Source organism: Sinorhizobium sp., assembly GCF_059070375.1.
Genome location: NZ_JCACWC010000003.1, coordinates 238,301 through 263,379, shown reverse-complemented (window position 1 = coordinate 263,379; position 25,079 = coordinate 238,301). Strand labels below are relative to the sequence as shown.

The 25,079-nt window shown below is 63.5% G+C and carries 27 protein-coding genes and 1 tRNA gene; 16 read left to right on the top strand and 12 right to left on the bottom strand.

The window, feature by feature from the left end; translation table 11 throughout:
• The first annotated feature begins 89 nt into the window (after positions 1-89).
• Positions 90-1,187, top strand: a complete 1,098-nt coding sequence (locus AC5J09_RS13250) for a branched-chain amino acid aminotransferase (RefSeq protein ID WP_494297786.1) — start codon at positions 90-92, stop codon at positions 1,185-1,187.
• Between the two features lie 30 nt (positions 1,188-1,217).
• On the opposite strand, the gene AC5J09_RS13245 is transcribed toward AC5J09_RS13250, so the two are convergent.
• Complete coding sequence (locus AC5J09_RS13245) at positions 1,218-2,162, bottom strand: AEC family transporter (protein WP_100669871.1); 945 nt, start codon at positions 2,160-2,162, stop codon at positions 1,218-1,220.
• 193 nt (positions 2,163-2,355) lie between these two features.
• On the opposite strand from AC5J09_RS13245, the gene AC5J09_RS13240 reads away from it, so the two are divergent.
• Positions 2,356-2,625 carry a BON domain-containing protein gene (locus AC5J09_RS13240; protein ID WP_275596985.1) on the top strand — a complete coding sequence of 90 codons (270 nt, stop codon included), beginning with the start codon at positions 2,356-2,358 and terminating at the stop codon, positions 2,623-2,625.
• A gap of 13 nt (positions 2,626-2,638) precedes the next feature.
• Here AC5J09_RS13240 and AC5J09_RS13235 read toward each other — a convergent pair whose 3' ends face one another.
• Positions 2,639-3,565: a LysR family transcriptional regulator gene (locus AC5J09_RS13235; protein WP_494297785.1), complete on the bottom strand. Its 927-nt coding sequence runs from the start codon at positions 3,563-3,565 to the stop codon at positions 2,639-2,641.
• Between the two features lie 130 nt (positions 3,566-3,695).
• On the opposite strand from AC5J09_RS13235, the gene AC5J09_RS13230 reads away from it, so the two are divergent.
• Positions 3,696-5,171, top strand: a complete 1,476-nt coding sequence (locus AC5J09_RS13230) for an MFS transporter (RefSeq protein WP_494297784.1) — start codon at positions 3,696-3,698, stop codon at positions 5,169-5,171.
• Between the two features lie 368 nt (positions 5,172-5,539).
• On the opposite strand, the gene AC5J09_RS13225 is transcribed toward AC5J09_RS13230, so the two are convergent.
• Both AC5J09_RS13225 and AC5J09_RS13220 read right to left on the bottom strand, forming a co-directional pair.
• Entirely contained in the window at positions 5,540-6,448 is a 909-nt protein-coding gene (locus AC5J09_RS13225) for a DUF8453 domain-containing protein (protein ID WP_494297783.1), read from the bottom strand.
• Entirely contained in the window at positions 6,448-6,786 is a 339-nt protein-coding gene (locus tag AC5J09_RS13220; RefSeq protein ID WP_494297782.1) for a hypothetical protein, read from the bottom strand. Before AC5J09_RS13220 ends, AC5J09_RS13225 begins: the two co-directional genes overlap by 1 nt.
• A 263-nt stretch (positions 6,787-7,049) precedes the next feature.
• Between AC5J09_RS13220 and AC5J09_RS13215 the strand changes: the two genes are divergently transcribed.
• Complete coding sequence (locus tag AC5J09_RS13215; protein ID WP_494297781.1) at positions 7,050-7,235, top strand: hypothetical protein; 186 nt, start codon at positions 7,050-7,052, stop codon at positions 7,233-7,235.
• 61 nt (positions 7,236-7,296) lie between these two features.
• Positions 7,297-7,848 (top strand): hypothetical protein, encoded by a 552-nt coding sequence (locus tag AC5J09_RS13210; RefSeq protein ID WP_494297780.1) that lies wholly within the window; start codon positions 7,297-7,299, stop codon positions 7,846-7,848.
• A gap of 27 nt (positions 7,849-7,875) precedes the next feature.
• On the opposite strand, the gene AC5J09_RS13205 is transcribed toward AC5J09_RS13210, so the two are convergent.
• A complete protein-coding gene (locus AC5J09_RS13205) occupies positions 7,876-8,103 on the bottom strand; it encodes a hypothetical protein (RefSeq protein WP_494297779.1) in 228 nt (75 codons plus the stop codon).
• A gap of 201 nt (positions 8,104-8,304) precedes the next feature.
• Positions 8,305-8,394, bottom strand: a tRNA-Ser gene (locus tag AC5J09_RS13200).
• 230 nt (positions 8,395-8,624) lie between these two features.
• Here AC5J09_RS13200 and AC5J09_RS13195 point away from each other — a divergent pair.
• The 3 genes from AC5J09_RS13195 to AC5J09_RS13185 all read left to right on the top strand — a co-directional run bounded on the left by AC5J09_RS13195 (position 8,625) and on the right by AC5J09_RS13185 (position 10,925).
• Positions 8,625-8,942, top strand: a complete 318-nt coding sequence (locus AC5J09_RS13195) for a membrane protein (RefSeq protein ID WP_018093841.1) — start codon at positions 8,625-8,627, stop codon at positions 8,940-8,942.
• 52 nt (positions 8,943-8,994) lie between these two features.
• Positions 8,995-9,648, top strand: coding sequence for a peptide-methionine (S)-S-oxide reductase MsrA (gene msrA, locus AC5J09_RS13190; RefSeq protein ID WP_018093840.1), 654 nt, complete (start codon positions 8,995-8,997; stop codon positions 9,646-9,648).
• 284 nt (positions 9,649-9,932) lie between these two features.
• On the top strand, positions 9,933-10,925 hold the full coding sequence (locus AC5J09_RS13185) for a BMP family lipoprotein (RefSeq protein ID WP_018093839.1): 993 nt from the start codon (positions 9,933-9,935) through the stop codon (positions 10,923-10,925).
• 75 nt (positions 10,926-11,000) lie between these two features.
• Here the strand turns inward: AC5J09_RS13185 and AC5J09_RS13180 are convergent, their stop codons facing one another.
• Together AC5J09_RS13180 and AC5J09_RS13175 are read right to left on the bottom strand one after the other, a co-directional pair.
• A complete protein-coding gene (locus tag AC5J09_RS13180) occupies positions 11,001-11,210 on the bottom strand; it encodes a SlyX family protein (RefSeq protein ID WP_494297778.1) in 210 nt (69 codons plus the stop codon).
• Positions 11,211-11,289: 79 nt separating this feature from the next.
• On the bottom strand, positions 11,290-12,024 hold the full coding sequence (locus tag AC5J09_RS13175) for a sulfate transporter family protein (RefSeq protein WP_018093837.1): 735 nt from the start codon (positions 12,022-12,024) through the stop codon (positions 11,290-11,292).
• Positions 12,025-12,409: 385 nt separating this feature from the next.
• On the opposite strand from AC5J09_RS13175, the gene AC5J09_RS13170 reads away from it, so the two are divergent.
• Genes AC5J09_RS13170 through AC5J09_RS13160 form a run of 3 tightly spaced genes read left to right on the top strand, consistent with a single transcriptional unit; the run spans position 12,410 to position 15,413 of the window.
• Positions 12,410-13,771, top strand: a complete 1,362-nt coding sequence (locus tag AC5J09_RS13170; protein WP_494297777.1) for an amidase — start codon at positions 12,410-12,412, stop codon at positions 13,769-13,771.
• Entirely contained in the window at positions 13,768-14,679 is a 912-nt protein-coding gene (locus AC5J09_RS13165; RefSeq protein WP_494297776.1) for an ROK family protein, read from the top strand. The genes AC5J09_RS13170 and AC5J09_RS13165 overlap by 4 nt, the downstream gene beginning before the upstream one ends.
• Positions 14,676-15,413: a copper homeostasis protein CutC gene (locus AC5J09_RS13160; protein WP_494297775.1), complete on the top strand. Its 738-nt coding sequence runs from the start codon at positions 14,676-14,678 to the stop codon at positions 15,411-15,413. Before AC5J09_RS13165 ends, AC5J09_RS13160 begins: the two co-directional genes overlap by 4 nt.
• A 206-nt stretch (positions 15,414-15,619) precedes the next feature.
• Here AC5J09_RS13160 and nagA read toward each other — a convergent pair whose 3' ends face one another.
• The 4 genes from nagA to AC5J09_RS13140 all read right to left on the bottom strand — a co-directional run bounded on the left by nagA (position 15,620) and on the right by AC5J09_RS13140 (position 19,536).
• Positions 15,620-16,780 carry an N-acetylglucosamine-6-phosphate deacetylase gene (gene nagA, locus AC5J09_RS13155; RefSeq protein WP_494297774.1) on the bottom strand — a complete coding sequence of 387 codons (1,161 nt, stop codon included), beginning with the start codon at positions 16,778-16,780 and terminating at the stop codon, positions 15,620-15,622.
• Positions 16,777-17,799, bottom strand: coding sequence for an SIS domain-containing protein (locus AC5J09_RS13150; RefSeq protein ID WP_102761812.1), 1,023 nt, complete (start codon positions 17,797-17,799; stop codon positions 16,777-16,779). Before AC5J09_RS13150 ends, nagA begins: the two co-directional genes overlap by 4 nt.
• 91 nt (positions 17,800-17,890) lie before the next feature.
• Positions 17,891-18,655 carry a GntR family transcriptional regulator gene (locus AC5J09_RS13145; RefSeq protein ID WP_018093830.1) on the bottom strand — a complete coding sequence of 255 codons (765 nt, stop codon included), beginning with the start codon at positions 18,653-18,655 and terminating at the stop codon, positions 17,891-17,893.
• Entirely contained in the window at positions 18,652-19,536 is an 885-nt protein-coding gene (locus AC5J09_RS13140; protein ID WP_494297773.1) for a glucosamine kinase nucleotide-binding domain-containing protein, read from the bottom strand. The genes AC5J09_RS13145 and AC5J09_RS13140 overlap by 4 nt, the downstream gene beginning before the upstream one ends.
• 199 nt (positions 19,537-19,735) lie before the next feature.
• Between AC5J09_RS13140 and AC5J09_RS13135 the strand changes: the two genes are divergently transcribed.
• The 5 genes from AC5J09_RS13135 to AC5J09_RS13115 all read left to right on the top strand — a co-directional run bounded on the left by AC5J09_RS13135 (position 19,736) and on the right by AC5J09_RS13115 (position 25,075).
• On the top strand, positions 19,736-20,632 hold the full coding sequence (locus AC5J09_RS13135; protein ID WP_494297772.1) for an N-acetylmuramic acid 6-phosphate etherase: 897 nt from the start codon (positions 19,736-19,738) through the stop codon (positions 20,630-20,632).
• 55 nt (positions 20,633-20,687) lie between these two features.
• A complete protein-coding gene (locus AC5J09_RS13130; RefSeq protein WP_324762681.1) occupies positions 20,688-21,947 on the top strand; it encodes an ABC transporter substrate-binding protein in 1,260 nt (419 codons plus the stop codon).
• 267 nt (positions 21,948-22,214) lie between these two features.
• A complete protein-coding gene (locus tag AC5J09_RS13125) occupies positions 22,215-23,162 on the top strand; it encodes a carbohydrate ABC transporter permease (RefSeq protein ID WP_018093826.1) in 948 nt (315 codons plus the stop codon).
• A 12-nt stretch (positions 23,163-23,174) separates the two neighbouring features.
• Positions 23,175-24,014 carry a carbohydrate ABC transporter permease gene (locus AC5J09_RS13120; protein WP_018093825.1) on the top strand — a complete coding sequence of 280 codons (840 nt, stop codon included), beginning with the start codon at positions 23,175-23,177 and terminating at the stop codon, positions 24,012-24,014.
• Positions 24,011-25,075 carry a Gfo/Idh/MocA family protein gene (locus AC5J09_RS13115; protein ID WP_437408029.1) on the top strand — a complete coding sequence of 355 codons (1,065 nt, stop codon included), beginning with the start codon at positions 24,011-24,013 and terminating at the stop codon, positions 25,073-25,075. Before AC5J09_RS13120 ends, AC5J09_RS13115 begins: the two co-directional genes overlap by 4 nt.
• Positions 25,076-25,079: the final 4 nt, after the last annotated feature.

Below are 25,079 nucleotides of genomic sequence, written 5' to 3'. Positions count from 1 at the left end.
GGCCGCATCATGATATAGAATGGCCTTCACCATTCGACATATGCAACGCGAGCGACACCAACCGCTCGGAACGAAGGAGCAGACGACAGATGACCGGTAGCGGTGAGCAGACTTTCCTGTTCGAGCAGAATCCGACCAGAGTGGCGACCGGCGAGCGCGATGCGCTGCTTGCCAATCCGGGCTTCGGGCGCGTGTTCACCGATCACATGGCGACGATCCGCTATTCCGAGGGCCGCGGCTGGCACGATGCGAAGATCGGCCCGCGTAAGGCGTTCGATCTCGATCCGTCGACACTCGTGCTGCATTATGCCCAGGAGATCTTCGAGGGCATGAAGGCGTATCGCCTGCCCGACGGAGGCGCCACGCTGTTTCGCCCCGACGCCAATGCGCGCCGTTTCCGCAATTCCGCGCTTCGGCTCGCAATGGCGCCGCTGCCGGAGGAGCTGTTCGTCCAATCCGTGCGCGAACTGGTTCGTATCGACCGCGACTGGATTCCCGCCGGTGAAGGAGCCGCGCTCTATCTCCGGCCGTTCATGATCGCGACGGAAGTGCTCCTCGGCGTGAAGCCCTCGGCTGAATATCTCTACTGCGTCATTGCTTCCTCGGTCGGTTCCTACTTCAAGGGCGGCGCCCCGGCCGTCACCATATGGGTTTCGGAGAATTACACCCGGGCAGCGCCCGGTGGCACCGGCGAGGCCAAATGCGGCGGCAACTATGCCGCGAGTCTTGCGGCGCAGGCGGAGGCGATGCAGGAGGGCTGCGAGCAAGTGGTGTTCCTCGACGCGGTCGAGCGCCGCTTCGTCGAAGAGCTCGGCGGCATGAACGTCTTCTTCGTCTTCCGCGACGGCTCGCTGCAGACGCCGCCGCTGACGGGCACGATCCTGCCGGGCATCACGCGCAATTCGCTGATCACGCTCGCCCGCGATATGGGGCTTACGGTGCGCGAAGAGCCCTATGCCATCGATCAATGGCAGGCGGATGCGGAAAGCGGCCGCCTCACCGAGGCCTTCGCCTGCGGGACGGCCGCGGTCGTAACGCCGATCGGCAAGGTCAAGGGCCGCGAACACAGCTTCACCATTGGCGACGGCGGAGCCGGTCCGGTTGCCGGCCGCCTGAAGGCAGCCTTGCTGGACATCCAGAACGGGCGCGCGCCGGACCCGCATGGCTGGCTCGACCGGCTGTTTTGAGCGCAGCCTTCGGTCAGGAATCCCGCCCCGTCACATCAGCAGATAGGCCCACACCGACACGCTGACCACGCCGAGCGCAGTGGTCAGGGTGATGGTCGAGGAGGCGAGCGCATGCCCGACATTGAAGTGGTTGGCGATCAGCCACGCGTTGACGCCGGTCGGGACCGACGAGGTCAGCACCAGCGCCGCGGTCCAGCTGTCGCTCAGCCCTAACAGATGGCAGGCGGCGAAGACGGCGCCGGGGAGCACCAGGAGTTTGAGGGTGCTCGTCACGGCCGCGAGCCCGGTATTGCCGGCAAGACCGTACTTGTCGAGGGCCATGCCGATCGAGACGAGCGCCGCAGGCGCTGCCACGCCCGCAAGCTGGTCGACGACGATCTTCACCGGTCCGCCGAGCGGTTGTCCGAGGAGATGGAACAGAGCGCCGAAGGCAAGGCCGATCACGAGGGGATTGCGGACGAGGTTGCGGGCAACTCCGCCCATGAGCTTCCAGATGCCCTGCCCCGGTGCGCCGGTCGTCTGACGTTCCGCGCGCTCCATCATCACCGTTCCGGCAATCATCATGACCGGCAGATGAACGGAAAGCAGGATCGACAGCGCAACGATACCGTCTTGGCCGACAAGGCGGGAAACGAGCGGCAGGCCGATGAACACCGTATTGGCGAAGGCGGACGAAACGCCGGCAAGCACCCCCATGCGCGCGTCCCGGCCGAAGCCGAGCGTCGCCGCCAGATGGCCGATGGTCCAGGTCACCGCGACGCCGGAGAAATAGGCAACCCAGAGCGGCCAGGGCGACCCTTCCTTGAAATCCGCCTCTGCGATGGTACGGAAGAGCAGCACCGGCACCGCGACGCGGAAGACGAAATCGCCGAGCGCTTCGCCGACGGCCGGCTTCAGATAGCCAAGCCGGACGATGAGCCAGCCTGTCAGGATCAGGACGAAAATCGGTAGAACGTTCAGGAAGACGTCGGACATGGAAGAGCCTTGATGGGTTTCCAAGCCATAGCCCTGTTCGGGCTATGGAGGCAAGGGAGACGCATGCTGCGGGCCTTCTTGATTAGAGGCCAACATGCAGCAATTACAGAAGAATCAGCGCGAACGCGGCCATGCGCGACCGGAACATTCCGGCGCTGCCAAGCGTTGCGATCGAGGACGGGAATGACCAGAAATGCCGAGCGAATACCCGAACTACTCTCACAAGGACGACGATCCTCATCTGACCGATGACGATCTGGCGGAGAAAGTTCTGCACTTCCTTCGCTACGCAACTACGATCGATACGAGCGACATGGAGGTGATCGCTTTAGGCAACATCGTCGTGCTCTCCGGCACGGTTGGAAGCGAAGCGGACATTGCCTCTGCCGGCGAAGCAGCCGCCTCGGTCATCGGTGTTTCGAGCGTGGAGAACGGACTAAGGGCGCGCGAAGATTCAAAGTGAAGGGAGCCGCGTCTCAACTGGCCAGGGCCGGCATGTCTGAGCCTTGCGCCGTGCAAACCTCGCGGATGCAGCCACGCAGCCAGCGATGCGCCGGATCGGCATCGAGCCGCGGATGCCAGAGCAGCGACACCGTGATCTGCGGCAGGGAGAAGGGCAGCGCAAAGCTGTGCATTCCCTGACGCAAGGCGCTGGTGTGGCGTTCTGGAACGCTGGCGATCAGGTCCGTGGAGCGAGCCAGCGCCAAGGCGCTCGAAAAGCCGCCCACAATGGTAACGACCTCGCGCTCCAATCCGATCGACCTCATTGCATCATCGATGCCGACAGCCGCCTTCTCCGGCCCCCGCCTTGGAACAAGGATGTGCCTGCCGGCTGCGTAGCGGGCCGGTGTAACCTCGCCCTCGCTCAAAGCGTGGCCATTGCGCACGACGCCGATGAACCGGTCCCGGAACAGAGCCTGCGTCCGCAACTCCGGCCCTGTCGCCTCGCCCACCACACCAGTTTCGAGATCGACGCTCCCGTCCCGAAGCCGGCCGCTGTCCTTGTCCGATTTCTGCACGAAGGCCAGGCGTACCCCGGGGGCTTCCGCGCCGAGCCGGGCAAGGAGGTTCGGCCCGAAGTTTTCGACGAAGCCGTCGCTGGTGCGCAGCGTGAACGTCCGAACGAGCCGTTTCAGGTCGAGTTTCTCCTGCGGCCGCAGGACGGATTGCGCCTCCTCCACCAGCCGGCCGACCTTCTCGCGCAGCTCGAGCGCACGCGGCGTCGCAACGAGGCCGCGCCCGGCCCGAACCAGAAGCGGGTCGCCGGTCGTCTCGCGCAACCGCTGAAGCGCCCGGCTCATTGCCGAGGGGCTCAGGCGCAGCCGCTTGGCAGCGCGCGCGACGCTGCCTTCCGTGAGCAGCACGTCGAGGATGACGAGGAGATTGAGATCGGGTTTCGCCATGCAGCGACAGTAGCACGGATTTCATTCTGACATGGCGTGAAACGCACGAATCAAGTGCAAATCGTGCGTGTTCCGCCATGATGGTCGAGCGGCTAGCTTCTCCTCGAACGCTTCAGGGTCCAGGGAAGGAATGTTCATGCCGAAACCAGCCGTTGCCGCGCCAGACGATGCCGCAGGTGCAAATCCGCACAGGGCTTCGGCCCGATGGGCGCTCGCCAGCCTTTCGCTCTCCGTGCTGCTGTCCTCGCTCGGCACCAGCATCGCGAATGTCGGCCTGCCGAGCCTCGCCACGGCGTTCTCCGCCTCGTTCCAGCAGGTCCAATGGGTCGTCCTTGCCTATCTCCTTGCCATTACCACCCTCATCGTCGGTGTCGGCCGGCTCGGCGACATGGTCGGGCGCCGGCGGCTGCTGCTTGCCGGGATCCTGCTCTTTACCGTGGCTTCGGGCTTGTGCGGCGCTGCACCGAGCCTGCAGCTCCTCATTGCCGCCCGGGCGGTTCAGGGGCTCGGTGCGGCGGTCATGATGGCGCTCGCCACGGCCCTGGTCGGAGAGACGGTGTCGAAGGAAAAGACCGGTGGCGCCATGGGCCTGCTGGGCACCATGTCGGCGATCGGAACCGCGCTGGGGCCGTCGCTCGGCGGCGTCCTGGTCGCCGGTCTCGGCTGGCAGGCGATCTTCCTCGTTAACGTGCCGCTCGGCGCTTTGGCCCTTCTTCTCGCTCATCGCTCGCTGCCCGCCGATCTCCAAAGGCCTGCGGCCAGGCATGCAGGCTTCGACGTTCCGGGCACGGTGCTGCTCGGCCTGACGCTGGCCGCCTATGCACTGGCCATGACCGTTGCGCGCGATCGTTTCGGTCCGCTCAACATGGCTCTCCTGGCCGCCGCCGTCGTCGGCGCCGGCCTCTTCGTACTGGCCGAGCGGCGAGCGGCGACCCCCTTGATCCGGATCGAGGCTCTGCGGGATCCGGTGCTCGGTGCGGGGCTTGCCATGAGCGCACTCGTCTCGACGGTGATGATGGCAACGCTGGTGGTCGGGCCGTTCTACCTCTCGCGCTCGCTCGGCCTCGGCGAAGCGCTGGTCGGGATCGTCATGTCGGCGGGTCCGGTCGTCTCCGCCCTGAGCGGTCTGCCGGCCGGCCGTGCCGTCGACCGCCTGGGAGCCCCGTTCATGATCGTCGCAGGTCTCCTCGCAATGGCCGCCGGCTCATTCGCCCTGTCGGTGCTTCCGGAGATGTTCGGCGTCGCCGGCTACCTGGCCGCCATGCTCGTCCTGACGCCGGGTTACCAGCTGTTCCAGGCAGCCAACAATACGGCCGTGATGGTGGAAGTCCGCCCGGACCGGCGCGGCGTCGTCTCCGGAATGCTCAATCTCTCGCGCAATCTCGGGCTCGTTACCGGCGCGTCGGTCATGGGAGTCGTCTTCGCCATCGCATCGGCTGCACCCGAGATCGCGTCCGCACCACCCGTGGCCGTTGCCGCCGGCATGCGGATCACTTTCACAGTCGCGGGCGTTCTGGTCATGGCAGCACTCGTCATCGCGCTCCGGAGCCGCGCTCTCTCGATGCGCGCTTCCGCCGGCGCGGCACTACGCGATGAGGATCGGTGAGGTATGGCTGTCGGCACCATCTTGCTTCGTCAGTGGCGGGAACCCTGCCGGCTGCTTTCGACGGCTGGTCCGTCACCGACAACACGGTCGCGAAGGTCGCAGACGTCGGGCTGAGGCGTAAAAACGGCGGCGATCTACGGCGCGCATGTTACTTGGTGACGTTGCGGCCGTCGGCGGCGATCGGCGGCAGTATCGCACTATAGAGGCGATCGCCGAGGAGATTCGCGACGACGCAGGCGGAAGCCCCGCTGAAGAGCCCGCCGAGGCGATCTGCAAGTGGCTGGAGGACGTGGCGGCAACTTATCGGCAGAACGCCAGGGGCGCGGCTAGGTCGCGCCCCTGGCGTTCTGTTGCAAAACGAAAACATCTCAAGTTGAGTACGTTCGCTTCTGGTCCACAACCATGGTTACGAGCCACGGCCGCACGGCAACGCCTTCATGCCCTGGCGCTGGCTCGAAATTCAAGCGGCCACAAAATGACGTTTCGTGCGGTTGCCGAAAGACGTCTTCATAAAACACGCGCGCAAAAAAATACAACGCGTGTCTTCCAGCCACCAGTTTGGAAAAGTCCTCGTCCGTAAGTTCTCGATGTCCGAAAGCTTCTCCGATTGACGATTCGCCCGCTGCGATGGAGAGTTGCGGCATGTCCTGGTTAGGCGCAATCCCACCAAGATGTCCCGTCGTTGGCGGCATGGGATCAGGCAACAGGTCAAACCCAGCAATGTACGCCACTTTGTATGCAGGTGACTGGCCCGTATTCCGAATGTTGAATTCGTGCTGTGGGATCGCCTCTGGCCTTACAACGGGCGTCTGGACGTCAACGGAGACATAGGCTCTTACCTGCGCATGCCCGACTTCTCGATCCGTCGAAATTGCTTGCCGTGTCTGCCGCAGTGATTGCCAGACAAAGAACAGACCAAACCCGCTGATGGCTGTTGCAAATCCTGTCAGCCAAAACGACGCTTCAGCCCAAAAGGCCATATCTTGTTGAGCTTCCAGATCCTTGTCAGTGTTTGCCTTATGTTCATAGGCCTCCAACTCGCGCGCAAGGCATGCGCGGAGAGTTTGGTCAACGTCGAAGATGATGTTGCAGCGACTCGCTATTTCCTCTGTAGCCTCCTGACGTTCACTCTCGGCGCGGGATTTTTCAGCACGGTAGGCTTCTCTATTGACGTTGTGAGCTGAGTACACACCGACGGCAGCGAGACAAATAAATACGATCGCAGTGAATTGAGTGGTCGCCGCTGCAACCCAGCGGAAGATTTCGTAAACAGACATCAGGCACCGGTTTTATTCTTATGCTCGTACTTCGGCGCAGAGGCCGCTGGGCATTCAAACCAGAACTCGAATAGCGGCATTTGCAGAAGGTATCCGCGCGTAATTTTACACCCGCCGCGGCCAGTGTTGGCCAAGTGCTGCTGCGCGGCTGCCTCAAGCCGCTTCTCAGACGGTATGGCGTCGGCCAGCCCGAGGGTGGCACCTTGAGCTGCGCCTATCGCCATCGTCGTACCGAGGCTCGGCGCCACCATTATCGAGTTGTCGGTTTTGTGGTCGTATACGCGGTACGTATCGTCCGCAATTTTGACGTGATGAACCGGGAATTTGTAGCTGGTCATGCGCGACATGCCGTCAGTCGTTCGTTGCGCACGCGGATAAGGTCGTCGCGGCGATGGCTGCCGCGGCAAGGATTTTGGACTTCACGAGTCGCCCCTCTATGTTGCCGAACGAAATGTTGCTCGACTTGGGGTGGTGGTCAAGGTGGAGACGGGCACCTTTTGTCGCGCTAGTTGAGGGCCTCAACATTTTGTTGTGAAATCGAAACGAATATGTATGTATGTCACTTGTATGTCTTAGCGCATACGCTCATCGGGAGAAACTCATGACCGACCAGCAGCGAGAGGCGTTGAAAATGATTCTGCGCGATCACGCTCGTCGCAGCACGGTTGATCGCGATACCGCGCGTCGATCTCTAATCGATGAGGGTATCTACACAGAGGACGGCGACCTCGCCCCGGAATTTGGCGGGAAGAGCGACGTAGAACAAGAGCAGCTCTCTCTGATTTAACGTGACACGGCTAACTACTTCCTTTGTACTCGGCTACCACGGCTGTGACAAAAACGTTGGCATGCGTGTGCTCGCTGGCGAGGATGAACTCCGCTCAAGCAACGAAGATTTCGACTGGTTAGGACCGGGCACCTATTTTTGGGAGAGCGATCCCCGGCGCGCAAAGGAATGGGCTGACTGGAAAGTTCGTACCGGCCGATATTCAGAGTCCTTCGTGCTCGGCGCCGTCATCGACTTGGGAAACTGCCTTGACCTTCTCGTCCGAGAAAATCTCGAACTTCTGCAGGTTGCGTACGAGGCTTTCTGTCAAACTCAAAAGGTAGCCGGCCTTCCGATACCTGAAAATCAGGATCTGAAGCACGGTGGAAATAAAGATAAGCTATTAAGATATCTTGACTGTGCCGTCATCAAGCACCTTCACGCAGTTATCGATGTGCAAGTCAAGCAGGCAGGGTCCTCTTCTCCTGTCGAGCGGTTTGACACAGTGCGTGGCCTGTTTACGGAGGGCGAGCCCGCCTATCCTGGCGGTGGCTTTTTCCAGAAAAGCCACACGCAGATCGCGGTGCTAAACTCGCAGCAGATCAAAGGCTATTTCATCCCGCGCCAGATCTAGAGGTTACGGTTCGACAAATTCGTCAACCTACTGGCTCCTGTTCTGGCGCGAGATCGGCGAGGCTTTTATGTGATGCGCGACGGCGGCAGCCGTTACGAAGGAGGCAATTAACGCTCTCGCCGAATCTTCGGGTTCAGCGAATCCCATATCCGCAATGCCATCGCCGTATTCTATCGCGCCAAAGAAGAGAGCGATCATGAGGACCGCAAAGGATAGGTATTTGTTTGCGTAAACTCTGGCCGATGAATCGGTCATAGCTTCTCCTGCGACCGAAGCAGGGGATCGAAATGAACGAGAACGTATCCAACAGAAGAAGATTCGAAACCGGCGACGAGCCAGAGAAGATGACTACTGCCCCCCGCAACACCGACGCCAGCAAAGATCCAGTCTGAACCTGGCTGCCAAGTGATGGCGAAAGGCGAACAATTCGGAAAAACGCCGGAAAATCAAGGAACATGGCGGACAGAGAGGGATTCGAACCCTCGATACGCTTTCACGTATACACGCGTTCCAGGCGTGCGCCTTCAACCACTCGGCCACCTGTCCATCCTTCTGCAGCCGGCGGTCGATCCGGCTGGATGGGGAAAAGCGAAGCTTCTCCGCGTCACCGGTGAAACCGGGAGACGGGCGCGATATATACCGATGATGCGCGCGGGATCAACTGGTTTCTGACATATTATTGACAGGCCGTGAAAGCTGCTGCGGATGACCCGCCATTGCGCTTGCCCGCCCTTGCGCCTATCTCTTGCGCAGGACGAGCCGAAAGGGGGGAGCGGATGCGGTTGCTGCTTCGGTTTGCGAGCTTTCTGGCGCTGATGGCTGCGGTCTTTGCAGGGACGATCGATTCCATTCAGTCGGTAGCGGCGTCGGAGCCGGTCATCACTTCGCTTGCCGACGGCATAGCGGCGATCGGGTCCGACCAACTGAACTGGATTCAGTCGCTGCAGCGGACCGGAGCCGGGCCTGCAATGTGGCTCAGGGCGCTGCACTGGATTCTGGCGCAGCCCGCCTTTGCCGTATTCCTCGCCCTCGCCCTCCTCCTGTGGATGGCCGGATACAGGAAGAAACCCGCTGCCGGGCGCTTTGCCGCCTGAGCGCCGGAGCCGCACGGCTTGCTCCCACGAGCGCTGACGAAAGGAGCCTCAGATGTTTCTGATCGACATGTTCAACAAGAAGACCATCCTGCCCGATGCTGCAACGGCGCTGCCCGGCCGAGAGGAGGAGATCCCGACCGCGACGACGCATTTCGTGTCCGGACGGCCGCTCAAGGGCCCTTATCCGGAGGGCATGAAGAAGATCCTCTTCGGTATGGGCTGCTTCTGGGGCGCCGAGCGTCTCCTGTGGGAAATCCCCGGCGTCTACGTGACGGCTGCCGGCTACTCCGGCGGGCTCACGCCCAATCCGACCTATCAGGAGACGACGACGGGGTTGACCGGCCACACGGAGGTGGTGCTGGTGGTCTACGATCCGGCCAAGGTCTCGCTTCAGCGCCTGCTGAAGACATTCTTTGAGGAGCACGACCCCACCCAGGGCATGCGCCAGGGCAACGACGTCGGCACCACCTACCGCTCGGCGATCTATGTCTATGACGAGGAGCAGCTCGCCGAGGCGAATGCTGCGCGCAACGCCTTCCAGAAGGCGCTGCGGGTCGGCAAGCATGATCGCGAGATCACCACCGAAATCGCGAAGGCGGGACCTTTCTACTTCGCCGAAGACTATCACCAGCAATATCTCGCCAAGAATCCGGACGGCTATTGCGGATTGCGCGGCACCGGCGTCAGCTGCCCGATCGGCGCCTGACCGTTCCGCGGCGCGTCGAAGCCGACGCTCTCGACATGCGTAGGATCGAACGGGGTGCGGACATATGTCCGCACCCCTTTTTTGCGCCGTGAGCTGCCTCCGCCGGCCAGTTCAGCGGCCGGATCGCTTTTTTACCATCCGAAAAAATTTGGATGTTTTTTTGCCGAAGCCGTGCAAGGATGCGCCCACCCAAGCCTTAAGAGAGGGGCGGGTTCCGCGGTGGGGGCCCCGTTCGGGACCGGCGGAAGACCCGAAAAGATCAATAGCGACAACAGGGCTTTACAATGAAAAAAACCATTCTCGGTCTCCTTGCATTCTCGATGATGTCCGCGACGGCATTGGCCGCCGACATCAAGCCGGCGATCATCTACGACCTCGGCGGAAAGTTCGACAAATCCTTCAACGAAGCGGCCTTCAACGGAGCCGAAAAGTTCAAGGCCGAAACCGGCATCGAATATCGCGAGTTCGAGATCGCCAACGACGCTCAGCGCGAACAGGCGCTGCGCCGCTTCGCCAGCGACGGCAACAGCCCGATCGTCATGGCCGGCTTCAACTGGGCCGCGTCGCTCGAGAAGCTCGCCGGCGAATATCCGGACACAAAGTTTGCGATCATCGACATGGTTGTCGAAAAACCCAACGTCAAATCGATTGTCTTCAAGGAGCAGGAAGGCTCATATCTCGTCGGCGTTCTTGCCGGCCTCGCCTCCAAGACCAAGACGGTCAGCTTCGTCGGCGGCATGGACATCCCGCTGATCCACAAATTCGCCTGCGGCTATGTCGGCGGCGCCAAGTCGACCGGTGAGGACGTAAAGGTGCTCGAAGCTTACACCGGCACCACGCCCGATGCATGGAACGACCCGGTCAAGGGCGGCGAGATCGCCAAGTCGCAGATCGATCAGGGCTCCGACGTCGTCTATCATGCTGCCGGCGGCACCGGCGTGGGCGTGCTGCAGGCGGCAGCGGATGCGGGCAAGCTCGGAATCGGTGTCGATTCCAACCAGAACATGCTGCAGCCGGGCAAGGTGCTGACATCCATGCTGAAGCGCGTCGACGTCGCCGTCTACGACTCCTTCATGGCCGCGAAGGACGACAAGTTCGAATTCGGCATCTCCAATCTCGGTCTCAAGGAAGACGGAGTCGGCTACGCGCTCGACGAGCACAATCAGGCGCTGATCACGCCGGAAATGAAGGAAGCGGTCGAGAAGGTGAAGGCCGACATCATCGCCGGCAAGGTCCAGGTTCACGACTATATGACCGACGAGACCTGCCCGTACTGATCGTCGCACATCTGACCTTATTCAAAAGCCTCCGGTTCATGCGACCGGAGGCTTTTTTTGTGGGATCAAGAGCCATCAATAATGCGGCGGGCGCGTCACCGGAGTCGCATCTTGCGCCTGTTCTTCGAGGCTCAGGAACCGTTCCGTCAGACGATCGAGCTTGGCGCGCGTCTGCTCGACCACCTGCCATTGCTCCGCCAGTTGGTCCGAAAGCTCCTCTATGGTCTTCAATTGATGAGCCACCGTCTCTTCGAGCCGGGTGATCCGCTCTTCTGCATCGCGCATCATGCTTCTCCGTCGGTCGGATTCAAAGTCGGGCGCAGAATGTCGGCGCGCGGCCAGGTGTCAAGGGAGCGCGGTGCGATCAGCTTCTCGCAGCCGCGGTCGTGCCCGCAAAACCGGTGTCCCGCGCCGAGAGCATCTTGTGCAGGTGCACCATCATGCCGGCGGCAAAGAGCGGCGTCAGCAGGTTGAGCAGAGGCACGGCTAGGAAGGCCGCCAGCACGAGGCCGGCGAGGAATACGGTCGAGCGATGTTTGGCACGGAAGAGCCGCGCCTCCGCGGGCGGACGATGGCGCATGGCGGCGAACTCGAAGAATTCCCGGCCGAGCAGATAGCCGTTGACGAGGAAGAACGCGACAAGATTGACGCCCGGGACCAGCAGGAGGAAGAGCGCGACGATGTTGCCGAGAATGACGACGCCGAGAAATTTCGCCGAACCGGTGATCGCCTCGGCGAGAGGCAGCGGCGTGCCGGGCGCCTCGCCGGGGTAGTCCCGTTTCTCGACCACCTCGGCGACATCGTCGAGGAAGAAGCCGGCAATCAGCGCCGTCACCGGCGCCAGCAGCAGCGCCAGAGCGAGCGCGAGTCCCAGGCTCGCAAAGATCCCGACCACGAAAGTGAGCCACCCCGCCCAGTCGGGTGTGCCCGGCATCAGCGCATCGATCCAGGGCAGGGCAAGCCAGACGAAGAGCTCGCGCAGCGCGAACCAGAGCGCGACGAGCGCCAGCAGCGTCAGCCCGATGACCTTCCAGAAGACCGTGCGGGTCTCCGTCGCGAAAAGATTGGCGAAGGCAAGGCGCGCCGCATCGAGAATCATGACCGTCTCCCTGGCCGGTAAGTGCAACCGGAAGGCATGTAGGCAGAGCGGCCGGCAGGGGCAAGCCGGCCGGAGACGGTTTTCGGGCCTGCTGCTGTTTCCTTTTGTGGCGACAGCCCCCAATTCGCCGGTTGCTTTACCATCGCAGAAGCACCCCGCCTGCTCTATCGGAATAACGAGGAGGGCATTGTCGTGTGCGTCGAACGAATGCGATATGCTGGAGCGGGACGAGGAAAAGTGTGTGCGGTTTTCCGCCCGGATCCCGCGTCTCAACCTCCTGGAAACGATCACGCCCATGTTTTCAGGTCGCCCGACCTAAAAACATCGTGATCCAGGGGAAGGAAAGTCGTATCCGAGCGCTGGAACGCCAGCGGGAAAAGGTACCATGATCAACCAACGAACACTTGCTAGCCTCGCCGTGCTCGCGCAGTCCGGCAAGCTCGACCCCGTCGCGCTTGTCGCGGAAACCCTGACGCGGATCGAAAACCACCCCGACCGATCGATCTTCGTCGCACTCACGCAGGAGCGTGCGGCGCGCGAAGCGAAGGCGGCCTCCGAGCGCATCAAGACCGGCCGCTCCCTCGGGCTGCTCGACGGCCTGCCCGTTGCCTGGAAGGACCTCTTCGATCTTGCCGGCGGTGTCACGACCGCAGGTTCCGTCGTTCTCGCTGAAAGGCCGCCGGCCGCGGCCGACGCAACGGTGGTCGCGAACCTCGGCAGCGCCGGCATGGTCAGCGTCGGGCGGACCAATATGAGCGAATTCGCCTTCTCCGGGCTCGGCATCAATCCGCATTACGGCACGCCGCGCAATCCGAGGTCCACGGATGTCCATCGCATTCCCGGCGGCTCCTCCTCCGGTTCCGCCGCTGCGGTCGCTGCCGGCCTCGTGCCGCTGGCGATCGGCACCGACACCGGCGGCTCGATCCGTATCCCGGCGGCGATGACCGGCATCGTCGGCTACAAGGCGACACGCGGCCGTTACGCGATGAAAGGCGTCTTCCCGCTCGCGCAAAGCCTCGATTCGCTCGGCCCTCTTTGCCAGACGGTGCAGGATGCGGTCTGGGCAGACGCCGCCATGCATGGACTGACCGCGCCGGTGATCCGCCGCGCCGAGATCGCCGATCTTTCCATCGTCGTTCCTGAGACGATCGTCTTCGACGATGCCGAACCGGAAGTCGTGACCGCATTCGAGGAAGCGATCAAGCGCCTCGAAGCGGCGGGCGTGAAGGTCCGCCGGCAGGCCTTCCCGAGCTTTGCGGAAATTTTCGAGCTTACCGCCCGCCACGGCGCTCTTGTGACGGCAGAGGCCTACGCGCTGCACCGGGAACGGTTGGAAGGGCCTGAGGCGGAGCGCATGGACCCGCGTGTCGTCGCCCGTAGCCGCCTCGGCGAGAAGATCACCGTCAGCGATTACATCGCCATCCTCGACGCCCGCGACCGGCTGATCCATGAAGCGGGCGAGAGCATCAGGGCCGGCGAGCTGATTGCGCATCCGACCCTGCCGCATGTGGCGCCGCCGCTCGATCCGCTTCTTGCCGACGACGATCTCTTCTTCAAGGTCAATGCCAGGACGCTGCGCAATACATCGATCGGCAACTTCCTGGATTTCTGCGGCGTCTCTCTTCCCTGCGGCACGGGTGCGGCCGGCATGCCGGTCGGCTTCCAGCTTTCGGCGCCTCATCACCAGGACGACCGCCTGCTTTCCGCAGCACTCGCCGCCGAGGCGACCATCCGGGGCGATGCATGATCGTCTGTTTCGACATCGGCGGCTCGGCGATCAAGGGCGCGATCACCCATTCGCCGGAGCGGATATTCCCGCTGCCCCGACGCGCGACGCCGCTCACGGATTTCCGCCGCTTCGTCGAGGCGATGGAATCCGTGCTCGACGAAGCGGGCGGCCTGCCCGAAAGGGTGGCGATCTCGATCACCGGGGTGATCGATCCGGAGACGCGCCGGATCAAATGCGCCAACATTCCCTGCATCGACGGGCGTGAGCTCGTCGCCGAACTCGAAGCGGCGCTGCACCTGCCGGTGGTGATCGCCAACGATGCCGATTGTTTCGCGCTTGCCGAGGCCGGTGTCGGCGCCGGGCGCGGCCATCGCATCGTCTTCGGCGCCATCCTCGGCACCGGCGTCGGCGGCGGACTAGTGATCGACGGCCGGCTGATCAATGCCGATGGCGGCTTTGCCGGCGAGTGGGGTCACGGCCCCGCCGTCGCGGCCGCCGCCGGACACCCGCCCTTTGACATACCGGCCTTTCCCTGCGGCTGCGGTCAGAGCCGCTGCGTCGATACGGTCGGCGGTGCTCGCGGGCTGGAAAGGCTCCACGAGACGGTCCACGGCAAGGTGCTCTCCAGTCACGACATTATCGAAGGCTGGCAGAACGGAAATGCCGAGGCGGCGCGCACGATCGACGTCTTCGTCGATCTGGTGAGTTCGCCGCTGGCGCTCGTGATCAACATCACCGGGGCGACGATCGTGCCGGTGGGCGGCGGTCTTTCCAATGCCGAAGCGCTGCTGACCGAAATCGACCGGGCGGTGCGGGCGCGCATCCTCAGGCGTTTCGACCGGCCGCTCGTCGTGCGTGGCGAGTGCCGGGTGGAGCCGGGCCTGATCGGCGCCGCCCTGCTCGGCTTCGCTGGGAGATCGGCATGAGCCGCATATTGCTGGAGGTCTGCGTTGACGATCCCGATGGTCTGGAGGCCGCCGTTGCCGGGGGCGCCGACCGCATCGAACTTTGTTCGGCGCTTGGGGCGGGAGGGCTGACACCCAGCCCCGGCCTGATGGCCGCCGCCGCTCCACCGCCGGTGCCGGTCTATGCGATGATCCGGCCGCGGGCGGGCGATTTCATCTATGACAGGGCCGACCTCGAGGTCATGCGACACGACATCGATGCCGCGCGGCATGCCGGGCTCGCCGGCGTGGTTCTCGGCGCATCGCTCGCCGACGGCCGCCTGGACGCGCGCATGCTGACGAAGCTCGCCGGCCATGCGTCAGGTTTGGGGCTCACCTTGCACCGCGCCTTCGATCTGGTGCCGGATTTCGCCGAGGCGGTGGAGATCGCCGCCGATCTCGGCTTCGAACGCATCCTGACTTCGGGCGGCGCGAGAACGGCACTGGAAGCGGCCGATACGCTGGAAAGACTGATCGAACTGGCGGCGGGACGGCTCTCGATCATGCCCGGATCGGGCATCACCATCGACACAGTTGGAGCGATCGTGCCGAGGCTTGCTGTCGCCGAGGTTCATTCGTCCTGTTCTGTTTCTGAGCCGGCTAAAGACAGGCGCCTCGTCGAGATGGGATTCGCCGCGTCGGAGCGTCGCCGCACGGACGCAGCAACGATCAGGGCGATGCGGGCGCGGCTCGATGCCATAGGGGCGAAGATTTAAGCGTAAGTTGTGAGGCTTCCTTCCGCGTCCGCCCCTCATCCGGCCCGCCGGCCACCTTCTCCCCGCAGGCGGGGCGAAGGGACAAGCGGAGACTGCCTGCCCAGCCACAACTGCCCGTGTTTCATAGGGCAAGTACCCTCTCCCCGCCTGCGGGGAGAGGGTTAGGGTGAGGGGCATCTTGCCGTGTATCGCTCCGCCAAGCTGCCTCAAGCCGCGAAAACCGCCTCCCCGGCGATCCAGGTCGATTTCATTGCGAGTTCCGGCGTGAGCAGCACGAAGTCCGCATCCGTACCAGGCAGGAGCCGGCCCTTGTGCGAGGCGATCCCCATGGCGTCGGCGGGATAGGCGCAGGCCATGCGAACCGCCTCTTCGATCGGCAGACCAAGCCTTTGGTGGACGAAGCGGACCGACGACAGCATGTCGATATCGGCGCCGGCAAGGGTGCCGTCGGCAAGCGTCAGGCGCCCGCCCTGGCGCAGGATTTCCCGTCCGTTCAGGAAGAAACTCGTCTGGTCGGTGCCGATCGGCGACATGGCGTCGGTGACCAGGAAAATCTGACCCGGGCCTTTCTTGCCGCGCAGCGCGATGCCCATCGAGGCCGGGTGAACGTGAAATCCATCGGCGATCATGCCGGCGTGGAGCGTGCCGGTCGAAAGCGCCGCGCCGACCACGCCGGGCTCGCGGTGGCCGAGCCCGCTCATGGCGTTGAAGAGATGCGTGACGGTCCGGGCACCCGCTTTGGCATAGGCGCAGGCGGTGTCGTAATCCACGTCGGTATGGCCGAGGCTCACCACGACGCCGGCATCGGCCAGCGCCCGCACCTGCTCCCTGGTGGCGTTTTCCGGGGCCACAGTGAGCATCAGACGGCCGAGCGCCTTTGCGCAAGCGAGTATCTCGGCAAGATCGTCATCGCCCATCGGGCGGATCAGCGCCGGATCGTGAGCCCCCTTGCGCGCGACGGACAGATGCGGGCCTTCGAGATGCAGGCCGAGGAAGCCCGGAACCGCCGCGGCTTTCGCCTCGACGCCTGCTGCAATGGCCGCGGTCCTGACCGCGCGCGTGTCGGTGATCAGCGTCGGCAGCAGCGCCGTCGTGCCGAATTTCGCATGCGCCGCGCAGATCTGCCGGATGCTTTCGAGGGTCGGCGCTTCGTTCAGAAGCGCGCCGCCGCCGCCATTCACCTGCAGATCGATGAAACCGGGCACGAGAAGCAGGCCACGCGCGTCGACGGTCTCGCCGCCGACGGGGACGCGTCCCGCCGGCGCAATCGCCTTGACGTGTCCCGCCTCGATCACGAGGGCTGCCCCGTCGTGCCAGTCGATGCCGTCGAAAATCCGCGCTCCGCTAATCGTCTTCTTCGCAGTCATCGTGTCTCCGTCACCTTCTTGAGGTTCTCCGGTGCGTCGGGATTGAGACCGCGCGAGCGGGACCAGGCCTCGACGAAGCCATAGAACGGCAGGATCAGCGCCAAGGCGTCGGTGAGCGGGTGCCCGGTCTCGACGAAGGGCAGGCGCTTTGCCTTGCTTGCCCGTGCCGAGGTCACGTGCACCACCGCGCCCTTGGCACTCATGCCGTCCGCGATATCGGCGACAGAGGCCTCGGCAGCATCGCGGGCGGCCAGCACAAGCACCGGGAACCGGGGCCCGACCAGCGCCACCGGTCCGTGCAGCACCTCTGCCGCGGAATAGGCCTCGGCATGCATGCCGGACGTCTCCTTGAACTTCAGCGCCGCTTCGCTGGCGATGGCCAACGCCGGACCGCGGCCCAGCACATAGAGCGATTCCGCTTCTGCAAGGTCGTCGGCAAAGTCCTGCCAATCGAGCTTCACGGCCTTGGCAAGCTGGTTTGGCAGATCGGCGACCGCATGCTTGAGCGTCGCGTCGCCGGTCCACTCGCCGAGCACGGCAAGACCGGCGACGATCGAGTTAACATAGGACTTGGTCGCCGCAACGGCAATTTCGGGCCCGGCGAGAATGTCGAGCGGGTGGGTGCAGGCCTCGGCGATCGGCGACGGCAGCGTGTTCGTCAGCGCGATCGAAACGGCGCCGGCGCGTGTCGCGGCTTCGGCCATGGCCACGATGTCCGGGCTCTTGCCGGACTGCGAGATCGCAATCGCCGCCGCACCGCCGAGTTTCAGATCGGCACCGTATATCGACGCCAGCGATGGTCCGAGCGAGGCGACCGGACGACCGATCGTGAGCTCGATCGCGTATTTCAGGAACAGCGCGGCATGGTCGGAAGAGCCTCTGGCGATCGTTACCAGAAAGGCCGGATCCTTGTCGCGCAGCGCCGCGCCTGCTTGCGCCAGCTCCGTGGCCGAGCGCTCCAGCAACCGGGCTGCGGCCTCGGGAATCTCGTCGATTTCTCGCCGCATGTTGGTCTGCATCGTCATGTCCTTTCATCAAACAGGCGGGATGCGGGCGGAAAACCGCTTTACACTTTTGGTCCCGCCCTTCCCTCGTCCGGCCACGCCGGGCTCAATTTTCCGGGATCGTCAGCTCCGCGACGAAATCATAGGCATCGCCGCGGTAGAGCGACCGTGTGAATTCGACCACACGCCCCGAAGCAAGATAGGAGACGCGCTCGATCGAAAGACCGGCGGCGCCGACCGCGACGCCGAGCATGGCCGCGTCCGGTTCCTTGATATTGCAGGCGGAGATCCGCTGCACCGCGCGCACCGGCCGGGCCTGTTTCTTCTCGAGCTCTGAATAGAGCGAGGAGGCGACCGCGAGCGGATCGGGAACGAATTCCGCCGAAACGCAGGCGCGTTCGATCGCAAGCGGCATGTCGTCGGCAATACGGAGCCGCCCAAGGCGAGCCACCAGCGCGTCGGCCGCAAGCCCGAGGGTCATCATCTCGTCCGGCGAGGGATGGAAGAGCCCGCGCTCCAGCCATTCCGCACGCGTGTTGAGGCCGCGCCGGGCCATGTCCTCGGTGAAGGAGGTCAGGCGCGAGAGCGACTGCTCGACGCGCGAAACCGGCCGGACGACGAAGGTCCCGGAACCGTGGCGGCGCACGAGGAGCCCGTCACGCACGAGATCGTCGACGGCTTTGCGGACCGTGACTCGGCTGACATTGGCGTAATCCGCAAGATCCCGCTCCGGCGGCAGCGCATCTCCGTGATTGAGCTTGCCCGACAGGATCGCCTCTTCGAGCGATTGTCTGAGCTTCAGATAGAGCGGGCCGGCGCCCCCCGACTGCAGGGTTTCGAGCGGCAGAATGGCGGCGAGCTGCTGGTTCATGCCGATACCCCGGAATGGGAGCCGAAACGGGCCGCCGCCAGCGCGACGGCGCCGGTCAAAGCATCGGCCTGCGCGTCGACGAAGCGCGGCTGATGTCGGTCGGCGAGCCAGCGGCGATAAAGCGGCGCCAATCCTCCGAGCAGGCACAGCTTCTCGCTTCCCCTCGAAACCACCACGTCGAGCGCCTCGTCCACCGTCGCAGCGGCAGCCTCCAACAGGCTGACTGCCACGGGGTCGCCGCGCTCGGCATATTCGAAGACGCGCGGCGCATAGCGGCCGAACTCGCCGGGTTTGGCGAGGCGTGCGAAGTCGACGATGTCGCGCGGGTCGTGGTTGAACTCGGCAAGCACGGCATCGGTCACGCGCGAGCCTTCATGTATGCCGTCATAGGCGAGCAGGCTCTCCTGCAGCAGCGCGTGACCGATGCGTGCGCCGCTGCCGTGATCTCCGATGGTGAAGCCCCAGCCGCCGACATAGCTGATCTCATCGCCCCGGCGCGCGATATAGATCGTGCCCGTCCCGAGTATCGCGACGGCCCCGTCCCCGTCGCCGAGAGCGCCCTGCAGCGCGATCAGCCCGTCGGACTCGATATCGGCCTGAGCAAAGGGAAGCCGCCTCTTCACGTAATGAACGGCATCGCCCACATTGTGGCCGGCGACGCCGACGATGGCGCGCGATGCCGCAATTGCGGCCTGGTCGAGGCCCGCATCCCCGAAAGCGTTGCGCGCCGCATCGGTTATGTTCTGCAGCGCCGTTTCCGGATCGGTAAGGATGTTCGCGGCGCCCGCCTTGCCGCGGCCGAGAATGCGGCCGTCGAGGGCTGCCACAGCCGCACGGCAGCTCGTTCCGCCGCCATCAATTCCGATCAGGTAAAACGCCATGGGTACCTCCGTCACCACAAGATACCAAAAAAATACCATTAACCAAGCGAGATTTCTGACTACAGATCATTCCCCAGCCTATTTCTTTGAAAATTATGGATTTATTTCTTTTTTCAGTGGTTTCTTGCGGTAAAAGTTAAATTTCTCCTAGACAAGTGGTATTTTTTTGGCATTAATTCCAGAAGAGGAGAACGACGCCATGCCGCCAGCCAAGACCGAGGAACGCCGCGACAACGCCAAGGGCCTGGACGTCATGCGTCCGGAGCTGGCCCTTCGCTTGCTCGCAGCCGGTCAGCAGGAGGCGGCAAGGTCGGTGGAACAGGCGATCGAGCCGATTTCCGCCGCGGCCCGCCTTGCGGCGGACAGCCTTGCCTCGGGCGGCCGGCTTGCCTATGCCGGCGCAGGAAGCTCCGGGTTGATGGCGATGGCGGACGCCCTCGAACTGCCGGGCACCTACGGCATAGCTCGGGAGCAGATCGTCATTCTCATTGCCGGTGGCGCCGAAAGCCTCACCGATCTTGCCGGCGGCTATGAGGACGATATGGAGCTCGCGCGCGCCGATGTGCGCAACGCCGGAATCGGGGCGGGCGACTGCCTCATTTCGGTTTCTGCCAGCGGTTCCACGCCCTATGCGATCGCCGCTGCCGACGAGGCCGGGCAACGCGGCGCACGCGTCATCGGCATGGCCAACAATGCCGGCGCACCGCTCCTTCTGAACGCCGACGTCTCCATCCTCCTGGAGACGCCTCCGGAAGTCGTGTCCGGCTCGACGCGCATGGGCGCCGGGACGGCTCAGAAGATCGCTTTCAACATGCTCTCGACCATGGTCGGCATCCATCTCGGCCACGTGCTCGATGGTCACATGGTCAATCTGCGTGCCGACAACATCAAGCTGCGCGGCCGGGCGATCCGGATCGTCTCGGACATAACCGGCATCGGCGCCGCCGAGGCGGACAGGCTTCTCGGCCTTGCCGCCGGGTCGGTCAAGCTGGCGATCCTGCTCGCTTCCGGAGCGAGGGACGTCGCCCATGCCGAAGACGCGCTCGAGCGCGCCGATCAGAATTTGCGCCGGGCGATCGCCATCGTCGGGGCGTGAGAGATAAACTGGGAATTCAAAACCGCGCGACACGCGCCTAAAGGGGAGAAACTGCATGACCCGCACAACAATGAAAGGCTTGCTGCTCGCATCGAGCATTCTCGGCTCGGCCGGGCTTGCCCAAGCCCAGGACGCAACGCTGACGATCGAAAGCTGGCGCAATGACGACCTGGCGATCTGGCAGGAAAAGCTGATCCCCGCCTTCGAGGCGAAGAACCCGGGCATCAAGGTGGTATTCGCGCCCTCGGCCCCCACCGAATACAACGCCGCCCTCAACGCCAAGCTCGACGCCGGCTCCGCGGGTGACCTCATCACCTGCCGTCCCTTCGACGCCTCGCTCGAACTCTACAACAAGAAGCATCTTGCCGACCTGACCGGTCTTCCGGGCATGGAGAATTTCTCCGACGTCGCCAAATCCGCGTGGACGACCGACGACGGCAAGGCGACCTTCTGCGTGCCGATGGCTTCCGTCATTCACGGCTTCATCTACAACAAGGATGCCTTCGACCAGCTCGGCCTTTCCGTTCCGACGACCGAGGAGGAGTTCTTCGCGGTCCTCGAAAAGATCAAGGCGGACGGCAACTACATCCCGATGGCGATGGGCACCAAGGACCTCTGGGAAGCCGCCACGATGGGCTACCAGAACATCGGCCCGAACTACTGGAAGGGCGAGGAAGGCCGTCTGGCTCTGCTGAAAGGCGAGCAGAAACTGACCGACGAGCCGTGGGTCGAGCCTTTCCGCGTGCTGGCGAAATGGAAGGATTATCTCGGCGACGGCTTCGAGGCACAGACCTATCCGGACAGCCAGAACCTCTTCACGCTCGGCCGGGCGGCGATCTACCCGGCCGGCTCCTGGGAAATCTCCGGCTTCAACACACAGGCCGAATTCAAGATGGGTGCCTTTCCGCCCCCGGTGAAGAAGGCGGGCGACACCTGCTACATCTCCGACCACAACGACATCGGCATCGGACTCAATGCCAAGAGCAAGAATGCGGATGCCGCCAAGACCTTCCTCACCTGGGTCGCCTCGCCGGAGTTCGCGGAAATCTATGCGAACGCCCTGCCCGGCTTCTTCAGCCTGAATTCGACGGCGGTGAAGATGTCCGATCCGCTCGCTCAGGAATTCGTCTCCTGGCGGGAGAAATGCAAGCCGACCATCCGCTCGACCTATCAGATCCTGTCGCGCGGAACCCCTAACCTCGAGAACGAAACCTGGGTCATGTCGGCCAATGTCATCAACGGCACGGACACGCCGGAGGCGGCGGCCAAGAAGCTCCAGGACGGCCTCGACAGCTGGTTCAAGCCGGTAAAGTAAGACCGAAACGGGGTGCGTGGACGCCGTCTGCGCACCCTCCCCGACATGTGCAAACGTATCGCATGCGGGGCGGCGTCATGGATTGCTCGGGCACCGGCGCTACGGCGCCGCGCGCCTGTAACGGGCGGATCGAAGCGGCTTGCCGGCTCTCCGCGACCCCGGGACGCCTGGCGGAAGCACGGTGCAAGGCAGGAAGCCGCGCCGAATTTCGAAGAAATCGAGGCTGCGCCCTTATGGCCAGCCGGTTTGAGAACGGGCCAGAGGCCGATGAACCCACGTGAAATCACGACCGACGTCACCGAGATCAGGCGCCCGCGGCGCTGGCACATCCTCGTCTTTCTGCTGCCGGCGCTCGTCGTCTACACGGCGGTGATGATCCTTCCGCTCTTCGAGACGCTGCGCCAGTCCTTCTACAACACGGTTGACGGCCAATTGACCTTCGTGGGCCTCGGCAATTTCAAGGTTCTGTTCGGCGACCCGCGCTGGGCGGCGGATTTCTGGAACGCGCTCAAGAACAATTTCGTCTTTTTCCTGATCCACATGGCCGTGCAGAACCCGATCGGAATCGCGCTCGCCGCCATGCTGTCCGTCCCGAAGCTGCGCTTCGGCGCCTTCTACCGCACGGCGATCTTTCTGCCGACGCTGCTCTCCTTCGTCATCGTCGGTTTCATCTGGAAGCTGATCCTGTCGCCGATCTGGGGCGTCGCCCCCTATCTTCTCGACACGGTCGGCCTGCGATCGCTGTTCGGGCCCTGGCTCGGCAAGCCCGACACCGCGCTTATCGCGGTTTCGCTTATCTCCGTCTGGCAATATATCGGCATTCCGATGATGCTGATCTATGCGGCGCTCCTCAACATTCCAGACGAGGTGACCGAGGCGGCGGAGCTCGACGGCGTCACCGGCTGGAGCCAGTTCTGGAAGATCAAGCTTCCGCTGATCCTGCCTGCCATCGGTATCGTGTCGATCCTCACCTTCGTCGGCAATTTCAACGCCTTCGATCTGATCTATACGGTGCAGGGCGCGCTGGCCGGCCCGGACAAGTCGACCGACATCCTGGGCACCCTGCTCTATCGCACCTTCTTCGGTTTCCAGCTTCAGCTCGGCGACCGTTCGATGGGCGCGACGATCGCCGCGATCATGTTCCTGATCATTCTCGCCGGCGTCGCGCTCTATCTCTTCGGCATACAGCGCCGCATGCGCCGCTATCAGTTCTAAGGAGGATAGAAGATGTCGAAAGCACGCGCCTCCTTCGTGCGCATGGGCGCCGTTCACGCGGCCCTGATCGCCTATACGCTCGTTGCACTCTTTCCGGTGTTCCTGACGATCGTAAACTCGTTCAAGAGCCGCAACGCGATCTTCCGGGAGCCTCTGGCGATCCCGACACCCGAGACCTTCAGCCTGATCGGCTACGAAACGGTGCTGAAGCAGGGTGACTTCATCGGCTATTTCCAGAACAGCATCATCGTCACCGTGGTCTCGATCACGCTCGTCCTGCTGTTCGGCGCCATGGCCGCCTTCGCGCTTTCCGAATACCGCTTCCGCGGCAATACGCTGATGGGACTCTATCTGGCGCTTGGCATCATGATCCCGATCCGGCTCGGAACGGTGGCGATCCTGCAGGGCATGGTGGCGACTGGTCTCGTCAATACGCTGACCGCGCTGATCCTCGTCTATACGGCGCAAGGCCTGCCGTTGGCGGTATTCATTCTGTCCGAGTTCATGCGCACCGTATCCGACGACCTGAAGAATGCCGGACGCATCGACGGCCTGTCGGAATATGCGATCTTCCTGCGGCTGGTGCTGCCGCTCATCCGCCCGGCCATGGCGACGGTCGCCGTCTTCACCATGATCCCCATCTGGAACGATCTCTGGTTCCCCCTGATCCTCGCGCCCGCCGAGGCGACCAAGACCGTCACCCTCGGCTCGCAGATCTTCATCGGCCAGTTCGTCACCAACTGGAACGCGGTCCTCTCGGCGCTGTCGCTGGCGATCTTCCCGGTCCTCGTCCTTTACGTCATCTTCTCGCGGCAGCTGATCCGCGGCATCACGGCAGGAGCAGTCAAGTGAATTCATCCGCACCCCCGATCCGCGTGCTCAGCGCCGGGCTCGGCAATATGGGCCGCAGCCACGCGCTCGCCTATCATCAGAACCCCGGCTTCGAAATCGCCGGGCTGGTCAACCGATCGAAGGTGGCATTGCCCGAGGCTCTGGCAGGATACGAGATCCTGCCGTCGTTCCCGGAGGCGCTGGCCGCGCTGAAGCCCGAGCTCTGCTCGATCAACACCTATTCCGACACGCATGCGGACTATGCGGTGATGGCGATGGAGGCGGGAGCCCACGTCTTCGTGGAGAAGCCGCTGGCAACGACGGTCGCCGATGCCGAGCGCGTCGTCGCCTGCGCCCGGGCCAACGGCCGCAAGCTGGTCGTCGGCTATATCCTGCGCCACCACCCGTCCTGGATGCGGCTGATCGCGGAAGCCCGCAAGCTCGGAGGGCCCTTTGTCTTCCGCATGAACCTGAACCAGCAGTCGAGCGGCCCGACCTGGATGACGCACAAGTCGCTGATGCAGACGACACCGCCGATCGTCGATTGCGGCGTCCACTATGTCGACGTCATGTGCCAGATCACCGATGCCAGGCCCGTCGAGGTGCGCGGCATGGGCTTGAGGCTCTCGAACGAGATCGCCGCGGATATGTACAATTACGGGCATCTGCAGGTGATCTTCGAGGACGGCTCTGTGGGCTGGTACGAGGCGGGTTGGGGCCCGATGATCTCCGAGACGGCCTTTTTCGTGAAGGACGTGATGTCTCCGAACGGCTCCGTGTCGATCGTCATGGATCAGAACGCCAAATCGGACGACATCGACGTGCACACGAAAACGTCCGTCATCCGCGTGCACAGCGCCGCGACGGGACCGGACGGCCGGTTCCTGAAATCCGACGAGGACCTGGTGATGGAGGGCGAGCCCGGCCACCAGGAGCTTTGCGAGCGCGAGCAGGCCTTCGTGCTCAAGGCCATACGAGAAGACATCGATCTCGGCCGGCACATGGACGATGCGGTGCAGTCGCTGAAGATCTGCCTCGCCGCCGACGAGAGTGTGCGCACCGGCAAGCCGGTCGAGCTTTAACCCA

What these genes read in the sequence shown, in the direction of transcription:
- AC5J09_RS13180 (WP_494297778.1), bottom strand. Translation starts at nt 11,210, where the DNA reads ATGCGCGATGCAGAAGAGCGGATCACCCGGCTCGAAGAGACGGTGGCT.
- AC5J09_RS13130 (WP_324762681.1), top strand. Translation starts at nt 20,688, where the DNA reads ATGACCCGCACAACAATGAAAGGCTTGCTGCTCGCATCGAGCATTCTC.
- AC5J09_RS13160 (WP_494297775.1), top strand. Translation starts at nt 14,676, where the DNA reads ATGAGCCGCATATTGCTGGAGGTCTGCGTTGACGATCCCGATGGTCTG.
- AC5J09_RS13240 (WP_275596985.1), top strand. Translation starts at nt 2,356, where the DNA reads ATGCCGAGCGAATACCCGAACTACTCTCACAAGGACGACGATCCTCAT.
- AC5J09_RS13230 (WP_494297784.1), top strand. Translation starts at nt 3,696, where the DNA reads ATGTTCATGCCGAAACCAGCCGTTGCCGCGCCAGACGATGCCGCAGGT.
- nagA (WP_494297774.1), bottom strand. Translation starts at nt 16,780, where the DNA reads ATGACTGCGAAGAAGACGATTAGCGGAGCGCGGATTTTCGACGGCATC.
- AC5J09_RS13210 (WP_494297780.1), top strand. Translation starts at nt 7,297, where the DNA reads ATGCGTGTGCTCGCTGGCGAGGATGAACTCCGCTCAAGCAACGAAGAT.
- msrA (WP_018093840.1), top strand. Translation starts at nt 8,995, where the DNA reads ATGTTTCTGATCGACATGTTCAACAAGAAGACCATCCTGCCCGATGCT.
- AC5J09_RS13185 (WP_018093839.1), top strand. Translation starts at nt 9,933, where the DNA reads ATGAAAAAAACCATTCTCGGTCTCCTTGCATTCTCGATGATGTCCGCG.
- AC5J09_RS13120 (WP_018093825.1), top strand. Translation starts at nt 23,175, where the DNA reads ATGTCGAAAGCACGCGCCTCCTTCGTGCGCATGGGCGCCGTTCACGCG.
- AC5J09_RS13205 (WP_494297779.1), bottom strand. Translation starts at nt 8,103, where the DNA reads ATGACCGATTCATCGGCCAGAGTTTACGCAAACAAATACCTATCCTTT.
- AC5J09_RS13235 (WP_494297785.1), bottom strand. Translation starts at nt 3,565, where the DNA reads ATGGCGAAACCCGATCTCAATCTCCTCGTCATCCTCGACGTGCTGCTC.
- AC5J09_RS13140 (WP_494297773.1), bottom strand. Translation starts at nt 19,536, where the DNA reads ATGGCGTTTTACCTGATCGGAATTGATGGCGGCGGAACGAGCTGCCGT.
- AC5J09_RS13215 (WP_494297781.1), top strand. Translation starts at nt 7,050, where the DNA reads ATGACCGACCAGCAGCGAGAGGCGTTGAAAATGATTCTGCGCGATCAC.
- AC5J09_RS13245 (WP_100669871.1), bottom strand. Translation starts at nt 2,162, where the DNA reads ATGTCCGACGTCTTCCTGAACGTTCTACCGATTTTCGTCCTGATCCTG.
- AC5J09_RS13175 (WP_018093837.1), bottom strand. Translation starts at nt 12,024, where the DNA reads ATGATTCTCGATGCGGCGCGCCTTGCCTTCGCCAATCTTTTCGCGACG.
- AC5J09_RS13250 (WP_494297786.1), top strand. Translation starts at nt 90, where the DNA reads ATGACCGGTAGCGGTGAGCAGACTTTCCTGTTCGAGCAGAATCCGACC.
- AC5J09_RS13165 (WP_494297776.1), top strand. Translation starts at nt 13,768, where the DNA reads ATGATCGTCTGTTTCGACATCGGCGGCTCGGCGATCAAGGGCGCGATC.
- AC5J09_RS13150 (WP_102761812.1), bottom strand. Translation starts at nt 17,799, where the DNA reads ATGCAGACCAACATGCGGCGAGAAATCGACGAGATTCCCGAGGCCGCA.
- AC5J09_RS13225 (WP_494297783.1), bottom strand. Translation starts at nt 6,448, where the DNA reads ATGTCTGTTTACGAAATCTTCCGCTGGGTTGCAGCGGCGACCACTCAA.
- AC5J09_RS13170 (WP_494297777.1), top strand. Translation starts at nt 12,410, where the DNA reads ATGATCAACCAACGAACACTTGCTAGCCTCGCCGTGCTCGCGCAGTCC.
- AC5J09_RS13195 (WP_018093841.1), top strand. Translation starts at nt 8,625, where the DNA reads ATGCGGTTGCTGCTTCGGTTTGCGAGCTTTCTGGCGCTGATGGCTGCG.
- AC5J09_RS13220 (WP_494297782.1), bottom strand. Translation starts at nt 6,786, where the DNA reads ATGACCAGCTACAAATTCCCGGTTCATCACGTCAAAATTGCGGACGAT.
- AC5J09_RS13145 (WP_018093830.1), bottom strand. Translation starts at nt 18,655, where the DNA reads ATGAACCAGCAGCTCGCCGCCATTCTGCCGCTCGAAACCCTGCAGTCG.
- AC5J09_RS13125 (WP_018093826.1), top strand. Translation starts at nt 22,215, where the DNA reads ATGAACCCACGTGAAATCACGACCGACGTCACCGAGATCAGGCGCCCG.
- AC5J09_RS13135 (WP_494297772.1), top strand. Translation starts at nt 19,736, where the DNA reads ATGCCGCCAGCCAAGACCGAGGAACGCCGCGACAACGCCAAGGGCCTG.